Source organism: Ketogulonicigenium robustum, from assembly GCF_002117445.1.
Lineage (GTDB): Bacteria > Pseudomonadota > Alphaproteobacteria > Rhodobacterales > Rhodobacteraceae > Ketogulonicigenium > Ketogulonicigenium robustum.
The window spans coordinates 199574-214714 of the sequence record NZ_CP019937.1; the positions used below are offsets into that span (position 1 = coordinate 199574).

Genomic DNA, 15141 nt, shown 5'->3' on the forward strand with positions numbered 1-15141 from the left:
CAGGGCCGTCCCGTAGAAAATAAAGGTCGGGAATCCGTCCTGACCACCCGAAGGTGTGCCCATGTTTCGTTGGTTTGAAACCCGCGTCGACCCCTATCCTACCGATACCCCGCAGATGCCGCCCCAACGGTTCTGGGCGTTCATCTTGCACTATTCGCGCGGCCTGCTGCCGTGGATCGTGCTGCTGGGCGTCGTATCCGCCCTGACAGCGCTGATCGAGGTCGCGCTGGTCGGTTACCTTGGCGCGTTGATCGACCGTATGGCCGGCGCCGAGCCGAATGCCTTTTGGCAGAACGAGGGGCGCACCCTTGTGTTGGCCGGGCTGGTGTTGGTGCTGATCTCACCGCTGATCCAGGCGCTGGGCTCGCTTGTCATGCACCAGACCCTGTTGGGGAACTACCCGCAACGGATCCGTTGGCAGGCGCACCGCTGGATGCTGGGGCAGTCGCTCAGCTATTTCCAAGACGAATTCGCCGGGCGTGTTTCGACCAAGGTGATGCAGACCGCACTGGCCGTGCGCGAGGTGGCGATGAAAATCGTCGACGTGCTGGTCTATGTGCTGGTCTATTTCAGCGGCGCGCTGATTTTGGCGGCCTCTAGCGATTGGCGGCTGGCGTTGCCGTTTTTGGCGTGGGGCATCGTGTATGGCCTGCTGTTGCGCTGGGTCGTGCCGAAAATCGGCCGCGTGTCCGAGGCGCAGGCCCATGCCCGCGCGGCCATGACGGGCCGCATCGTCGATGCCTATACCAACATCACCACGGTGAAGTTGTTCTCGCATTCCTCGCGCGAGGAAGCCTTTGCCCGCGAGAGTATGGACGAGTTTCTGGGCACGGTGCATGCGCAGATGCGCCTGTCGACCATTCAGAACGTTTCGCTGGCGGTGCTGAACGCGCTGCTGACCGCAACCGTGGCCAGCCTTGGCATTTTCCTGTGGATGCGCGGTGCGGTGCCGGTCGGGGCGTTGGCGATTGCCGTGCCGCTGGCGCTGCGCATGGGGAACATGTCGCACTGGATCATGTGGGAATTTGCGGCGCTGTTTGAAAACGTCGGCACGGTGCGCGATGGCATTTCGGCGCTGGCTGTGCCGCGTAAGGTCGTTGATGCCCCCGCCGCAAAGCCGCTGGTGGTTCATCAAGGCGAGGTCGCCTTTAATCACGTCGGCTTCGACTATGGCTCGACCTCGGGGGTGATCAACGACCTGAATCTGGTGATCAAACCCGGCGAGCGGATCGGCCTTGTCGGGCGGTCGGGCGCGGGTAAATCGACCTTGGTCAACCTGCTGCTGCGCTTTCACGATGTGAAGTCTGGGCAGATTCTGATTGATGGCCAAGATATCGCCACCGTCACGCAGGATTCGCTGCGCGCCGCGATTGGGGTGGTGACGCAAGACACGTCGCTGCTGCATCGCACGATCCGTGACAACATCGCCTACGGCCGCCCCGATGCCTCGATCGAGGAGATCATGGCCGCCGTCCGTCTGGCCGAGGCCGAGGATTTCATCACCCGCCTGACCGACAGCAAGGGGCGTGGCGGGCTGGATGCACAGGTCGGCGAACGCGGCGTGAAGCTGTCCGGCGGTCAACGCCAGCGCATTTCCATCGCGCGGGTCGCCCTGAAGAACGCCCCGATTCTGGTGATGGACGAAGCGACATCCGCCCTCGATTCCGAGGTCGAGGCCGCGATTCAGGAACAGCTAACCGGCTTGATGGAAGGGAAAACGGTGATTGCCATTGCTCACCGCCTGTCGACCATCGCGGCGATGGATCGCCTGATCGTCATGGACAAGGGGCAGATCGTCGAGGAAGGCACCCACGCGCAATTGCTGGAGTTGGGCGGTATTTACGCCCGCCTGTGGGCGCGGCAATCGGGTGGCTTCCTGCCCAGTGACGACGAAAGCTGACAGGTCGGGGTGTCAGTACATCGTTAATAAATGCGCCGCCCTTCGGGGCGGCGTTCTTTTTTGCCTCGTCGCGCGATTCGTCTTGCTCTCACCATGTCGAGGGTGAGGATGTGCGTATCTGCGATTGGGTGCTATTATTATTCAGACTCGCGTAGGTTGGTTCTGAATGCGTTAACCAATTTGGCGAATGGTTATGCGTCTTGCGCTGGTCGCGGGTGATGTCGACACTATGCGAGGTGTCGTTATAATGCACTGATAAATATAATTTTATATGTGAAATTATAATCTCTATTCTGCCGTATATATCGGATAATCTACGATTAATTGTTAACCAATTTTGCATCAGCCAAATTGCCTTAAGGGCCTATCTGCCGCCGTGTGCTAAAGGGAATGTTTTGGTGTTCCGTGATTCAATGCGCGTGCGAGGGTAGCTTATGGCGATTAGTATTATCGATGGTGGAACTTATGTCATCAATGCACAAAACGTTAATGATCCAAACCTTTTGAACCTGAACCTGCTGGGCAGTGCGACCATCATCGTCGATGGCGTCGATTTCAAATCCAGCAATATTTTGTTGAACTTGAACGTCGCCTCGAACGTGACGTGGCAAACCCAAAACGGGGCATCGCTGACGATCGAGTCTGGTTTGCTAGGCCTTAATCTGCTGTCGGGAATGGATTTTGTCGTTGGCGACACCAGTAAGATCGACTTCCATGCCGCTGGTGTGACGGCATTGGGCGTGCTGCTGACGCCTAGTTATGATGTGACGTTTACAGGCGCCGGGGCAGGCGTTTTCAACTACACGCCTGCGAATATCGCGGTGCTGGGGCACACTTTCTTTAACGTGTCGGGGATGGGCGCCAAGGACCAGTTCATCCTGAACGGCGGGCATCTAGCGGTGCGAAATTACAATGCCGCGTCCGAAGTTCTGACCCTAGGCCGCACAGCGGATAGTTTGTTGGTGAATCTGCTGGCGAAACTGGGGCTGGTATATGAAGACGTCAGCGTACGTATAGGCATGTCGCAAAAAGAATACGCCGAATTCACCGACAAGGCGGGGCAGGGTGGCATTGCCAACCAAGGTAGCGCCTGGCTGTTGTGGAACACCAGCGTCGGGACCTACACCGACCCCTGCTTTGCCGAAGGCACCTTGATCACCACGGGCCGCGGCGCTGTGCCCGTGCAAGACCTGCGGGCGGGCGATCTGGTGCTGACGAAAGACAAGGGGCTGCAGCCTATCAAGTGGGTAGGCAGGTCGCATCTGGACGCGGCCATGCTGGATATGCGCCCCAATATGCTGCCCGTGCGCATTGCCAAGGGGGCGCTGGGGGCCGGTATGCCGCACACGGATCTAACCGTATCGCCGCAGCACCGCATGGTTGTGTCCGGCGATGCCGTGCACGCTGCGACGGGCAACGACGAAGCGTTCATTGCGGCCAAGCACATGACCAACCTGCCTGGCGTCAGCGTCATGCAAGATGCGACCGAGGTGACATATTACCATATCTTGCTGGATGCGCATTCCGTGATTTTCGCAAATGGCGCCCCCAGCGAGAGCTTCTTCTTGGGCGACTACACCCGCCGCACGCTGAACCCGCGCCTGATGGCCGAGGTGCGGCAGGTCGTGCCCGGGGTCGATGATCCTGATTTTAGTCCCGTCATGGCCCGTCCGGCGTTGCGTGGGCGCGATGCGCGCGAGGTGTTGACTGCCAGCTGCTACGCCGCAGATTAAGGCATGAAAAAGGCCCCCGCGATGGCGGGGGCCTTTGGCGTTCTAGTCTTGCTTTTTCTTCGATCCGTCATCGACCAGTTCAAACCACATGGCGTTCAGAACGGCGAAGGTGACGGCCAAAGGAAGGCCCAAAATCCAAGCAAAATACCACATGTCATTTGTCCTTTCTAATAAGCATGGCCGCCGTCGGTGATGTCTTTCTCGCGCACCTTGCCCCACAACAGTTTGTAGGCCCATGTGGTGTAGGCGCAGATCAGCGGCAGGAAGATGGCTGTGACCACCAGCATGATGAACAACGTCATATGGCTGGAGGACGAATCCCACACGGTCAGGCTGGCCTCGGGTTGAATTGACGAGGGCAGGATGAACGGGAACATCGAAAGCCCGACGGACGCGATGATGCCCAAAATGGCCATTGCGCTACCCGCCATGGCCAAAATCTCGCGCCGCAATTGCAGCGCAAGCAGCACGACCAGCGGCCCCAGCAGCCCCAAAACGGGGGCGATGATTGTCCACGGGTGGGCGGCGTAATTTGCAAACCACGCGCCCCCTGCAACGGCCACCGTTTTCCCCAGCGGGTTCGACGGACCGTCAGGCGCGAATGTGCTGGTGACCTGATACCCCCCAACGAACGCCCAAAGGGCAAGCCCCCCCAGCGCATAAATCACCAGCGTGGCGATCGACGCCCAGCGGCCGAAGACGCGGCCGCGTGCGCGAATGTCGCCTTCGGTTTTCAGGATCATCCAGTTCGCGCCGTGCATGATCAGCATCGTGACCGACAGCAAGCCGCACAGCAGCGCGAACGGGTTCAGCAGGGCGAAGAAGCTGCCCTCGTAGAAAATGCGCAGATCCGAGCCCAGCCGGAACGGCACACCTTGCAGCACATTCCCAATGGCGACGCCGAAGATCAGGGCAGGGACGAACCCGCCAATAAACAGCGCCCAGTCCCAGTTGCGGCGCCACCGCGCACTTTCGCGCTTGGACCGGTATTTGAACCCGACGGGCCGCAGGATCAGCGCGGCCAAAATCGCAAACATGGCCAAGTAGAACCCCGAGAACGACACCGCATAAAGCAGCGGCCATGCGGCGAAAATCGCGCCGCCGCCCAAGATCAGCCAAACTTGGTTACCTTCCCATACGGGGCCGACGGTGTTGATGACGATGCGCCGTTCGATATCGGTTTTGCCCGCGAAAGGCAGCAGCATCGCCACGCCCAGATCGAACCCGTCCATCAGGGCAAAGCCGATCAGCAAAACGCCCAACAGCACCCACCAGATCAGGCGCAGCGTGTCATAGGTGATCAATTCATGTAAGATCATAACAGGTTACTCCGCCGGAACTGGGTTACGGCCCCACAGGGGCGCTTCGGGTTCTTCGTCGGGTTGGGGGCCTTTGCGGATCGCGGCCAGCATCAGGCGCACCTCGATCACCAGCAGAACCGAGTAGATTGCGGTAAAGCCGACGATGGTCAGCAAGACTGTGGGAACCGTCAGATGCGACACCGCCGCAACCGTCGGCAAAATGCCGTCGATTGCCCAAGGCTGGCGGCCGAATTCGGCGACGATCCAACCTAGCTCGGCCGCGATCCACGGCAACGCCATGGCGGCGACGGCGATTTTCAGCGGCCAGCGGCGTTTGTCCAACTGGCGGCGGGCCGACAGGAAGAAGAACCCCGCCATCAGCGCCACGTTGAAGAAGCCGATCCCCACCATGCCACGGAAGGCCCAGAACAGCACGGGCACGTAAGGCACGGTATCCCACGCCGCCGCCTCGATCTGCGCGTCGGTGGCTGTGCGCGGGTCATCGACGTATTTCAGCAGCAGCAGGGCATAGCCCATGTCGTCTTTGTAGGTATCAAACCGCGCTGCAACCTCGGGGGCGACGGTTTCACCGACGGGGGTGGCGCGATAGTCTTGCAGCGCGTCATAGGCGTTCAGGCCCAGACGAATGCGCTGTTCATTCTCGGCCAGCAGCTGGTCGATGCCGGGGATTACGGTGGTCAGCGAACGCGTGCCGATCAGCCCCATAACCCACGGAATATGGACGCCAAAATGCGTGGTGCGTTCGTTCATGTCGGGAATGCCGACCAGCGTGAAAGATGCCGGTGCGGGCTGGGTTTCCCACATCCCCTCGATCGCGGCCATTTTCATCTTTTGGTTGGATGACACCAGATAGCCGCTTTCATCCCCCAGCACGACGACCGAAATCGACGCCAGCAGCCCGAAGGATGCTGCAATCGTCATCGACCGCTTGGCCAGATCGACAAATTTGCCCCGCAGCAGATACAGCGCCGAAACCCCCAGCACAAAGACCGAGGCCGTCACATAGCCCGCCGAAACGGTGTGCACGAAGCGGGTTTGTGCGACGTGGTTGGTCAGCACCTCGAAAAAGCTGGTGACTTCCATTCGCATGGTGTCGGGATTGAATTCGGCGCCTACGGGGTGCTGCATCCAACCATTGGCGATCAGGATCCACAGGGCCGAGAAATTCGACCCGATGGCAACGGCATAGGTGGCCATCAGGTGGCCGACCTTCGACATCTTGTCCCAACCAAAGAAGAAGAGGCCGACGAACGTCGCCTCCATGAAGAATGCCATCAACCCCTCGATCGCAAGGGGGGCGCCGAAAATGTCGCCGACATAGTTGCTAAAATAGCTCCAGTTCATGCCGAACTGGAATTCCATGACGATACCTGTTGCCACGCCCAGCACGAAATTGATGCCGAACAGCGTGCCCCAGAATTTGGTCATCTGGCGCCAGATTTTGCGGCCAGTCATCACGTAGACCGTTTCCATGATGGCCAGCAAGATAGACAAGCCCAGCGTCAGCGGGACGAATAAAAAGTGGTAAAGCGCTGTCAGCGCGAACTGCAGGCGCGATAGAGTTACAATATCAAATTCCATCACTATGCCTTTCCCGGCGCAAAGCCGGCGTTATGCACACTGGATGTCCAGCAGAATGGCTGGGCATCTGGCTGATAGGGCTGCGCGTTCAGTCCGGGCGCAGCAGGGCCAGCGCACTGGAAAACGCGGGGCTGGCCTTTTCATAGCTGGCGACAATGCGGCCGCCCTCCATGACGATAAGGCGGTTGGCAAATGCGGCCTCGCGCCTGATATGGGTTGCGATTACTACGGTTCTGTCGTCGGTCAAGCGTTGTAATTGCGTGATAACGTCGCGCGCGGTGCCGCTGTCGAGGGCCTCGGTCGGCTCGTCCAGCAACCAGATCGGGGCGTCGCGCAGGATCATGCGGGCCAGTGCCAGCCGGCGCGCCTGCCCGCCAGATATACCCAAGCCGCCCTCGCCGATGACGGTGTCGAGCCCGCCTGGTAACTGCGACAGTCCGGCAGCTGCCGCCGCATCGGTCAGTGCCTCATCGCTGGCCGTGGGCGCGGCGAGGCGCAGGTTTTCGCGCAGCGTGTCGGCGAAAATCTGGTTGCGCTGTGTCATCAGTGCTGTCGGCGCAACGGCGGCTACGCCCGATGTCGGCGTAACTTCTTGCGCCAATATAGCCAGCAGGCTCGACTTTCCCGCCCCAGAAGGGCCAATGATTGCAACGGTTTGTCCGGCGGCTATCGACAGGTTGATGGTATCCAGTCGCGGCTGACCCGCGCCAGATTGGGCAAGCGTCACCGCTGCCAGCTCGGCTGCGGTCCCTGCGGGCGGCCGCGGGTATTCGGGCAATGGCGCCGTGTCTTGCAAGCGTGGGCGCAGGCGCCGCGCTGCCATTCGAATGCGTGGCAATTCCATCGCACCGCGCCGCAGTGCGCCGAACGGTTCGACTGCGGCGAAGGCCAGCAGAACGGCCAGTGTCGCAGGCGCTGCCCCGATATTTCCGGCTTGAACCAAGTGCCCTGCGACCAGCAAGACACCCGCCAAAACGGCCGCTGCGACCAGCCCGAACGCAAGTGTCGCAGTGGCTTCGGTGTTGTTCAACTTTTGGTCAACACGGGCTAGCCGTGCGTCCGCCTGCAGGATTGCGTCGGCCTGCGCCTGCATCCGGCCGGTCATGATCAGGGCGGTTTGCCCCTGCACAAGGTCGATGGTGCGAGCGCGGTTCGCCTCGACCATGCGGGCGCGGTACAGGGTGTTCGCGGCAGCGCTGCGGGCAGCGGCGGCGGGAATGGCGATGCCGGCAGCGATCAGTACTGCAACAACCCCCAACCCCAGCCAGACATTCAGCACCCCCAGCACCACACCCGCAACCAGCGCCACCGCACCGGCGGCGAACGCGGGTACCAGCACGCGCAGATATAACCCGTCGAGGGCGTCTATATCATGCGTCAGCCGGAACAGCAGCCGCGCGGGCCGCAGGATTAGCCGCCCCGCCGCGCCGGGCGTGGCCCAGCCGCGGAACAGCCGCGCGCGCAAGCTGGCCAAGACGCGCAATGTGGCGTCATGCGTCACCACCCGCTCGCCATAGCGCGATGCGGTGCGCGCCAGCGCCAGCAGCCGGATCGACGCGGAAGGCATGAAGACGTCGAATGCGGCAATCGCCGCGACCGATAGCCCCGCAATGGCGGCTGCTGTCAGGAACCAGCCCGATAGACCCAAAAGGGCCGTGCCAGCCAACGCAGTGGCGGCGGCCAAAAGCCCGCCTTGAATCATCGCCTTGCGCTGTTGTTGGATGAACAGCCGCAATACGGGCGTAAGGTCGCGGATGGCGGGGTGCTTCATGCCGCATCCTCCAACCGTGGTGGCGCAAGGCGGATGGTGCGCCCCATGCGCTGCGCAAGCAGCGGGTCATGCGTGGCAACGACCAGCGTTTTGCCCTGCGCGGCCTTGATCAGGCTATCGGTTACATCCGCTGCGGTGATGGGGTCCAGATGGGCGGTCGGCTCGTCCGCAAGAATGATCTGCGCGGGGTGCGTATCCTCGCGCGCGAGGGCGCGGGCCAGCGACAGGCGCAGCACCTCGCCGCCGGACAGGCCGACGCCGTCTTCGCCAATCGCACCGTGCCCGTGCAACGCCGCGACACGGCCTAGCTGCGCCTGTTTCAAAGCCGCATCCACAGTGCACTGTGCCATGGGGCGGCCCAGCGTGATGTTCTGCTGCAGGCTGCCAGCGAACATATGGGCGTTCTGGCCCACCCAAGCGATGCTGGCGCGCGCACCGGCGGGGGTGGCATCGCCGATGCTGATGCGCCCCGCCGTTGGGCTGGCAAGGCCAGCGATTAGGGCCAGCAGCGTGGATTTCCCCCCGCCGCTGGGCGCAAGGATCGCCACATGTTCCCCCGCCGCGATCTGCAGGTTCAGGTCGTGGAACACGGGGGCAGGGGCGCCGTCATGTGAAAATGCCAAGCCATCGATGGCAATGGCAGGCGCAGCGCCCAGCGCGCTGACGGGGCCGGTGGGTAGCGGCTGGCCCTGCGCGTCGGTTTGCATGGCGAGGGCTTTCATCGCAGCCTCGCCCGCTGCGCGATCGTGCCAGACGGCAGACATCTCGCGCCAAGGCTCAAAGAAGTTGGGGGCCAGCAGCAGAATGAACATGCCCTGTGTCAGTGTCAGCTGGCCGCCCCACGCGCCAAAGGGCAGCTCGCCCAGCAGGTGGAAGCCGACGTAAACGGCAACCATTGCGACCCCTAGGGCCGAAAATAGCTCCATCACGGCGGATGTCATGAAGGCGATGCGCAGCACGGCCATCGTTTTTTCGCGCAACTGTTCGGCATGGGTATGGATGCGCTGGGCCGTCGCCTCGACCGCGCCAAGGCCCCGGATCGTCGCAAGACCGCGCAGACGGTCGAGCAAAAAGGCGTTCATCGTGCCGAGCTCGACCATTTGGGTGCGGCTGGTGGCCTCGGCGCGCCAACCGATGAGGGCCATGAAGACGGGAATGACCGGCAGGCAGATCAGCAGCGCCAGCGCGGCAGCCCATGACAGCGGCAGGATGGTGAAGAAGAACACCAGCGGCACAACGGCAGCCTTCAGCCGGATCGGGCGGAACCGCGCCAGATAGGGCACGATCGCCTCGGCTTGTTCGGCGATGATGCTGGCCGCCGCGCCCGATTCCTGCCGGCCGCGATCCAGCGGCGACTGGGCAGTCAGGGCCGAGATTGCGTTCGCCCGCAGCTGATGCAAGCGCCGCCGCGCGGCGGCGAATGATAGCCGCGTTCCCCAACTATCAAGAAACGCGCGCAGCGCGCCAACGGCAAAGACACCCGCAGCCAGCGGCGCCAAACGCGAAAAATCACCGGCAGCGATTCCCCCGATCGCCATGGCGATGCAGGCGGCTTGTGCAATCCAAAGAAGGCCAGAAACGGTCGGAAGCACATCGGCCCCACCCCTCTTGGCGGGGTTGCCACTGTGGTGATGTTCCTTGTGAACCGAACGGCTGGGGCGCATGGCTTGCTCGCTGGTCGTTGTGCGCCTTATTTTTCACCGCTTTTTTGCGCAGGGGCAAGCGAAATCGACCCCTTAGCTGCGGGCGCGCGTAGGTGTTTCCAGATGGCCAATCAGGGGCATATGGTGGTAGCGATCAGTCAGCGCCCACGGCGCGAATGCATTTTGAGGAGAGATTCAATGGCACATTCGGATCACGACGCGGCAGGGCTGCAAATCCGCCACATCGACGACGACTTCTCGACCATGGCCCAGATCAGCGTCGAGGATGTCGCCGCCATCGCGCAGCTGGGCTACAAGGCGCTGGTTTGCACGCGCCCCGACATGGAAGACCCGGGCCAGCCCGATTTCGCGCAGATCGCTGCGGCGGCCGCCGATCAGGGTCTGCAGATTGCGCATATTCCTGTTGTGGGTGGTGTGGGCGCAACGCCCGAACAAGTGGCCGAGATGAAGGCGTTTCTGGCCGCCGCGCCCAAGCCGATCCTGGGCTATTGCCGGTCGGGCACCCGCGCAGGCGTGCTGTATGAGGCCGCGAAGTAAATGCAAAAGGGGGCGCGCGTGGCCCCCTTTTTCACGCCGTCTTGCGCCCTATCCGCCACACCAGCGGCGCCAGCACCAGCGCGATGGCGGGGAAGATCATCCAGTTGATCACGACCCACCCCGAGGCATTCAGCAGTGCCCCCGACGAGAACGAGGCGATGGCGACCGTGCCGAAGATGACAAAGTCGTTCAGCCCTTGGGCGCGTGCGCGTTCGGACGGGGCATGGGCGGCGGTCAACATCGCGGTCGACCCGATGAAGCCGAAGTTCCAGCCGATCCCCAGCAAAACCAGCGAGCCATAGAAGTTCACCAAGCCAAAGCCCCCCAGCGCCGCGATCGCCGATAGCCCGATAATGACCAGACCGGCCGCCGTCATGCGTTCGGTACCAAAACGCGCCATCAGGCGACTGGTGACAAGGCTGGGCAGAAACATCGCCAAGACGTGCCATTGGATGCCCAAGGCCGCAGCATCGACCCCATGGCCATGCCCAACCATCGCGATGGGCGCGGCTGTCATGACAAAGACCATCAACCCGTAAGTGACCAGCCCCGACGCCAGCGCCAGCAGGAAACGCGGCGTGCGCAGCATTTCCCCGACCGACCGCGCCGGGGCATCTGTTGGCTGCGGCGTGTGCGGCGCGGTCGGGCGCAGGCGCGTCAGCACGATCATCGCCAGTATGGCCAACACGGCTTGCGCCAGAAAACTGCCCGCAAACGGCACGCCGCCAAAGGCGTTGCGCGTCCAGATGACGGTTTGGGGGCCGACGACCGCAGCGATCAGGCCGCCGATCATCACCCACGAAATGGCCTTGGCGCGCTGGGCCTCGGTCGCGCTGTCGGTGGCGGCAAAGCGGTAGCTTTGCACGTTCGCGGCGTAGTAGCCGGCGATTAATGTGCCCAAACAGAAGGTGGTGAAGTTCTGTGTATAAACCCCCGCGAACGCCACCAGCGCCCCGATGATCGCCACCAGCGCCCCGATCATATACGCGGCCTGCCGCCCACAACGGCGCATCAGGAATGCCGCGGGCAGTGTTCCCAGCGCCAGCCCCAAATTGAACAGGCTGACCGGCAATGTCGCCAGCGCCGGTGTGCTGGATAGCTGTTGCCCGATCAATCCGCCTAGCGAAATAATAATCGGCGGGGACGCAGCCCCCAAAGCCTGTGCGGTCGTCAGCACAACCAAGTTGTGCCGGAATAAGAGGGTATCCGGTGTCTTTGCCATAGTGCGGTGTCGGTTCGATCTATCTGTCTGGCGTCACACGGCCTTTGCAGGGGCCATGATCCATCACTGACAGGATCGTTCCGGCAAAGCTAGGCCGCTTCGGCACAAAATGTTTCGTAAAGCATCAGGACCACTTTTTGTGCCGCTTCGCTTTCGATGCGGTACCAGATCGTTTGGCCATCGCGTCGGCCGATGATGATCCGGTCGCGCCGCAAAAGCGCTAGGTGCTGTGATACTGTCGAGTCGCGGATCCCCAGAAATTCGGCCAGCTGCCCGACCGACTTCTCGCCCTCGGCCAACTGGCAGAGGATCAGCAGCCGATGTCGGTTCGCCAATGACTTGAGCAGTTCGCTTGCATCATCGGCCGAGCCGCGCATGGCCTCGGGGTCGATATTGATCTCAAATACCATTTTTTCTTAGCTACAGTTCTGTGAAGTTTTCAGGGGCGCATGCTGCGGCGCAAGGCGACAGCGCAGGCCCCCGAGTATCTTCATTTCTGTGCCGTTTCACCAGCGGGTTATTTTATATATCGGGTAAGTAAGCCAAGATACGCCGGTGCGGTGAAAAATGGTTTTAATTCGGGCGGATACCTTCTTTTGATGGGTCTAAAACGTGCCGGTCGCGCCGGGCAATCGGCAATTTTACGCTGGCGTGCGTCCGCGGTTTTGTCCGTTGACGCCAAAGCGCGGCGGGCTGATCGGGGCTTGCGCGTGGGCGGGCGCCGTCGCGAATTCGTCCAATATGGCGCAATCTGGGCTGCCGTCGCCGTGGCAGCTGGCGGCCAGACGGCCCAGCGCATCGCTCATCTCCAGCAACTCGGCGGCTTGGCGCGCCAGTGCTTCGGCGTGGCTGGTCGCTAGGGCCTTCACATCGGCGCTGGCACGGTGGGGATCGCGCCACAGGCCCAGAAGGTCGCGGATCTGGTCGATGCCGAACCCCATATGGCGGCAGCGACTGATAAAGCGCAGCGCCTCGATATCTTTGGGGCCGTAATGACGATAGCCGGCAACTGACCGCGCCGCTGGCGCAATCAGGCCGACTTGTTCGTAGTAACGGATCATTTTTGCCGAAAGGCCCGTCTGCGCCCCTGCTTCGCCGATATTCATGGCAGGTCAGGCGGAGGGAATGGCGGGAAAACCAGCCTCGTCCAACGCGGCGCTGATCTGCGCCGCATCCGCGCGCGAGGTCACGTCGATCAGGCGGTCGGCAGGTGCGGCGTTCACGACCGCATCGGGGTCGATCTCGCGGATCGCGGCGGTCACAGCGCGGGCGCAGCCGCCGCAGGTCATATTTTCAACGCGAAACTTCATGAGAGCCTCCTTGCCCTTGTCCACGTTCCCTAAGATGGGGGTTGCCACCGTGGGAAGGTCAAGGGGCAAGAAGGCCCAAAGAAGAATTTATTCAGCTGCGACGGCGCCGCTGAATTTACCGCACCAGTCATTGGCGCTGACGACCGGCCAGAAACCACGGGTTTCGGCGGCGGGCTGGCTGATGGGCGGGTTCGCGCGACACAGGCCGGCGTTTTGAAGCTTGCTATCGGAATTGGCCGCGTGATCCTCGTAGAAGGCGCAGGCGTTGCAATTGCTGTGTGCCATCTGGGTTCATCCTTTTGCTGGCGTTCATTGTCTGGCTGGCTGGCGTTGCCGAAAGGCGCTGCTGGCTTGCTGGTACACCCTATCTAGAACTCTTCTAAAACTGCGTCAAGGGAGTCTTTGAAAAAAATCGTTTAAAAACAAATAGTTGACTAATTTAATCGGCCTTTCACGGCTGACTAAAAAAGTCGGAAAGGCAAAAAAATGGCCCCGCAGTTCACACTGCAGGGCCGTATTGAGGTGCGAATTCAGAGCGTTATGCGCCAGTAGATCAGGCTTTGGCCTTCGCGCGCTCGCGCAGCAGCGTAAAAAGGCCTGCGGCCAAAACGATGGCCCCGCCGATGATCACGCGGTGTTCCAGCGTCTCGTTAAAGAAGAAAAGCCCGATCAGGCTGACGAATCCCACCTGCAAAAACGCGAAGGGCTGCACGGCGGACGCCTCGGCAACCTCGTAGCATTTGATCAGCATCCAGTGCGAAATCATCCCGCACACACTCAGCGCGAGCATCAAAAGCCAGTCATGCGGCGTCATCGGGTCGATGTTGAAAACGCCGATTGCGGTAGCGCAGATGGCGCCGACAACGGCTGTCCACACAAGGCTGGTATTCGCGCTATCTTTGCGGCTGACATACCGCGTCAGCAAGCCGTAGATGGCGAACAAGGTGGCGGCCAGCAACGGTAGCAGCGCGGTGGTGCTGAACACGTGCTGCCCTGGTTGCAAAATGATCAGCACGCCAACGAAGCCGATCATGATCGCCGTCCAGCGCCGCCAGCCGACCTTCTCGCGTAGGATCGGCCCCGAGAGGGCGGCGACGATCAGCGGGTAGCTGGTAAAGACGGCGTGGGTCTCGATCAGGCCCAGCAGTTTGAACGAATAGACCATCACCGCCATTTCGGCGATCAGCAGCAGCGCGCGAACGGTCTGCCAGATGGGGTGGTGCGTGCGGATGGCAGCGGCCATAGAACCAGCCTGCGCGCGTGCGATGGCCAGTGCGAAAACCGCGAAAAAGATGTAACGGATCATGAGGATCATGAACACGTTGTATTCCCCCGCCAACTGCCGCGAGAGGCCGTCCTGAAGCGAGAAAACAATGGTCGTCATCACCATCAGCGCAATGCCGAGGCGGGTATTCTGGGTTGTCATCGGGGAAACCGGGCTGTTGTCATGTGACGCTTGCGCCCGTACCCCTTCAGGCGGGTGACCTCAAGCCCCGTCGCAGCCAGATTGGCCCGCACGAAGCCCGCTGCGGCGTAGGTTGCCAGTGTGCCGTCGGGGCGCATGTGGCGGGCGACCTCGGTCAGCAGGGCGGCATCCCACATTTCGGGGTTCTTGGCGGGGGAAAACCCGTCCAGATACCACGCATCCGCCGCGCCCTGCCATGCGGGCAGGGTCTGCCGTGCGTCACCCACGATCACGTTCAAGCTGACGTTCCCGTCGAATGTCGCGCTGTTGCCGGCTGCAAGGGCGGCGGTCAGCTCGGCGGCTTCGGCGGTGATCTCGGGGAAGGCGGCCAGCGCTTGGGCGCGGTCGGCGGGGGCCATGGGGAAGGCCTCGAACGTGGTGAAACGCAGGTGCCCCTGCGCGCCAGCACGCCGCCAAGCCTGCAGCGTCACCAGAAAGTTCAGGCCTGTGCCAAAGCCCAACTCGGCGATGTGGAAGTCGCCGGTGAACCGCGCGGGCAGGTCGTTCCCTTGCAGGAAAACATAGCGCGTTTCCTCTAGCCCGTTGTCGAGCGAGAAATACGGGTCGTCGAAACGCTGCGATACGGGAATGGTCCCGTCGCGCCACGTGATGTGTGCGTGCTGGTTGTCCATGGAA

General features: G+C 61.8%; 15 protein-coding genes. 3 read left to right on the top strand and 12 right to left on the bottom strand.

Going from position 1 to position 15141, the window contains the following annotated elements:
• Positions 1-61: 61 nt before the first annotated feature.
• A complete protein-coding gene (locus BVG79_RS01050; protein ID WP_085785263.1) occupies positions 62-1900 on the top strand; it encodes an ABC transporter ATP-binding protein in 1839 nt (612 codons plus the stop codon).
• 434 nt (positions 1901-2334) lie between these two features.
• On the top strand, positions 2335-3633 hold the full coding sequence (locus BVG79_RS01055; RefSeq protein ID WP_157115596.1) for a Hint domain-containing protein: 1299 nt from the start codon (positions 2335-2337) through the stop codon (positions 3631-3633).
• 42 nt (positions 3634-3675) lie between these two features.
• On the opposite strand, the gene cydX is transcribed toward BVG79_RS01055, so the two are convergent.
• From cydX to cydD, 5 genes are all read right to left on the bottom strand, one after another.
• Complete coding sequence (gene cydX / locus BVG79_RS01060) at positions 3676-3786, bottom strand: cytochrome bd-I oxidase subunit CydX (RefSeq protein WP_085787171.1); 111 nt, start codon at positions 3784-3786, stop codon at positions 3676-3678.
• Positions 3787-3800: 14 nt separating this feature from the next.
• On the bottom strand, positions 3801-4952 hold the full coding sequence (gene cydB, locus BVG79_RS01065; RefSeq protein WP_085785264.1) for a cytochrome d ubiquinol oxidase subunit II: 1152 nt from the start codon (positions 4950-4952) through the stop codon (positions 3801-3803).
• Positions 4953-4958: 6 nt separating this feature from the next.
• Positions 4959-6536 (bottom strand): cytochrome ubiquinol oxidase subunit I, encoded by a 1578-nt coding sequence (locus tag BVG79_RS01070; RefSeq protein ID WP_085785265.1) that lies wholly within the window; start codon positions 6534-6536, stop codon positions 4959-4961.
• Between the two features lie 88 nt (positions 6537-6624).
• Positions 6625-8307: an amino acid ABC transporter ATP-binding/permease protein gene (locus BVG79_RS01075; protein ID WP_085785266.1), complete on the bottom strand. Its 1683-nt coding sequence runs from the start codon at positions 8305-8307 to the stop codon at positions 6625-6627.
• Entirely contained in the window at positions 8304-9971 is a 1668-nt protein-coding gene (cydD, locus tag BVG79_RS01080) for a thiol reductant ABC exporter subunit CydD (RefSeq protein WP_085785267.1), read from the bottom strand. Before cydD ends, BVG79_RS01075 begins: the two co-directional genes overlap by 4 nt.
• A gap of 177 nt (positions 9972-10148) precedes the next feature.
• Here cydD and BVG79_RS01085 point away from each other — a divergent pair, with 177 nt between their 5' ends.
• Positions 10149-10508, top strand: a complete 360-nt coding sequence (locus BVG79_RS01085; RefSeq protein WP_085785268.1) for a protein tyrosine phosphatase family protein — start codon at positions 10149-10151, stop codon at positions 10506-10508.
• Between the two features lie 31 nt (positions 10509-10539).
• Here BVG79_RS01085 and BVG79_RS01090 read toward each other — a convergent pair whose 3' ends face one another.
• From BVG79_RS01090 to mnmC2, 7 genes are all read right to left on the bottom strand, one after another.
• Positions 10540-11730, bottom strand: coding sequence for an MFS transporter (locus BVG79_RS01090; RefSeq protein WP_085785269.1), 1191 nt, complete (start codon positions 11728-11730; stop codon positions 10540-10542).
• Positions 11731-11819: 89 nt separating this feature from the next.
• Positions 11820-12140: an ArsR/SmtB family transcription factor gene (locus BVG79_RS01095; protein WP_085785270.1), complete on the bottom strand. Its 321-nt coding sequence runs from the start codon at positions 12138-12140 to the stop codon at positions 11820-11822.
• A 231-nt stretch (positions 12141-12371) separates the two neighbouring features.
• Complete coding sequence (gene cueR / locus BVG79_RS01100; protein ID WP_085785271.1) at positions 12372-12836, bottom strand: Cu(I)-responsive transcriptional regulator; 465 nt, start codon at positions 12834-12836, stop codon at positions 12372-12374.
• A 6-nt stretch (positions 12837-12842) separates the two neighbouring features.
• Positions 12843-13040 carry a heavy-metal-associated domain-containing protein gene (locus BVG79_RS01105; protein WP_085785272.1) on the bottom strand — a complete coding sequence of 66 codons (198 nt, stop codon included), beginning with the start codon at positions 13038-13040 and terminating at the stop codon, positions 12843-12845.
• Between the two features lie 87 nt (positions 13041-13127).
• A complete protein-coding gene (locus tag BVG79_RS01110; RefSeq protein ID WP_085785273.1) occupies positions 13128-13325 on the bottom strand; it encodes a hypothetical protein in 198 nt (65 codons plus the stop codon).
• Positions 13326-13593: 268 nt separating this feature from the next.
• Complete coding sequence (locus tag BVG79_RS01115; RefSeq protein ID WP_085785274.1) at positions 13594-14466, bottom strand: DMT family transporter; 873 nt, start codon at positions 14464-14466, stop codon at positions 13594-13596.
• A complete protein-coding gene (gene mnmC2 / locus BVG79_RS01120) occupies positions 14463-15137 on the bottom strand; it encodes a tRNA (5-methylaminomethyl-2-thiouridine)(34)-methyltransferase MnmC2 (RefSeq protein ID WP_085785275.1) in 675 nt (224 codons plus the stop codon). The genes BVG79_RS01115 and mnmC2 overlap by 4 nt, the downstream gene beginning before the upstream one ends.
• Positions 15138-15141 lie beyond the last annotated feature (4 nt).

Coding starts and splice junctions, on each gene's coding strand:
- BVG79_RS01050 (WP_085785263.1), top strand. CDS start 62: ATGTTTCGTTGGTTTGAAACCCGCGTCGACCCCTATCCTACCGATACC.
- BVG79_RS01075 (WP_085785266.1), bottom strand. CDS start 8,307: ATGAAGCACCCCGCCATCCGCGACCTTACGCCCGTATTGCGGCTGTTC.
- BVG79_RS01115 (WP_085785274.1), bottom strand. CDS start 14,466: ATGACAACCCAGAATACCCGCCTCGGCATTGCGCTGATGGTGATGACG.
- BVG79_RS01055 (WP_157115596.1), top strand. CDS start 2,335: ATGGCGATTAGTATTATCGATGGTGGAACTTATGTCATCAATGCACAA.
- cueR (WP_085785271.1), bottom strand. CDS start 12,836: ATGAATATCGGCGAAGCAGGGGCGCAGACGGGCCTTTCGGCAAAAATG.
- BVG79_RS01070 (WP_085785265.1), bottom strand. CDS start 6,536: ATGGAATTTGATATTGTAACTCTATCGCGCCTGCAGTTCGCGCTGACA.
- BVG79_RS01090 (WP_085785269.1), bottom strand. CDS start 11,730: ATGGCAAAGACACCGGATACCCTCTTATTCCGGCACAACTTGGTTGTG.
- cydD (WP_085785267.1), bottom strand. CDS start 9,971: ATGCGCCCCAGCCGTTCGGTTCACAAGGAACATCACCACAGTGGCAAC.
- BVG79_RS01105 (WP_085785272.1), bottom strand. CDS start 13,040: ATGAAGTTTCGCGTTGAAAATATGACCTGCGGCGGCTGCGCCCGCGCT.
- BVG79_RS01110 (WP_085785273.1), bottom strand. CDS start 13,325: ATGGCACACAGCAATTGCAACGCCTGCGCCTTCTACGAGGATCACGCG.
- mnmC2 (WP_085785275.1), bottom strand. CDS start 15,137: ATGGACAACCAGCACGCACACATCACGTGGCGCGACGGGACCATTCCC.
- BVG79_RS01095 (WP_085785270.1), bottom strand. CDS start 12,140: ATGGTATTTGAGATCAATATCGACCCCGAGGCCATGCGCGGCTCGGCC.
- cydX (WP_085787171.1), bottom strand. CDS start 3,786: ATGTGGTATTTTGCTTGGATTTTGGGCCTTCCTTTGGCCGTCACCTTC.
- BVG79_RS01085 (WP_085785268.1), top strand. CDS start 10,149: ATGGCACATTCGGATCACGACGCGGCAGGGCTGCAAATCCGCCACATC.
- cydB (WP_085785264.1), bottom strand. CDS start 4,952: ATGATCTTACATGAATTGATCACCTATGACACGCTGCGCCTGATCTGG.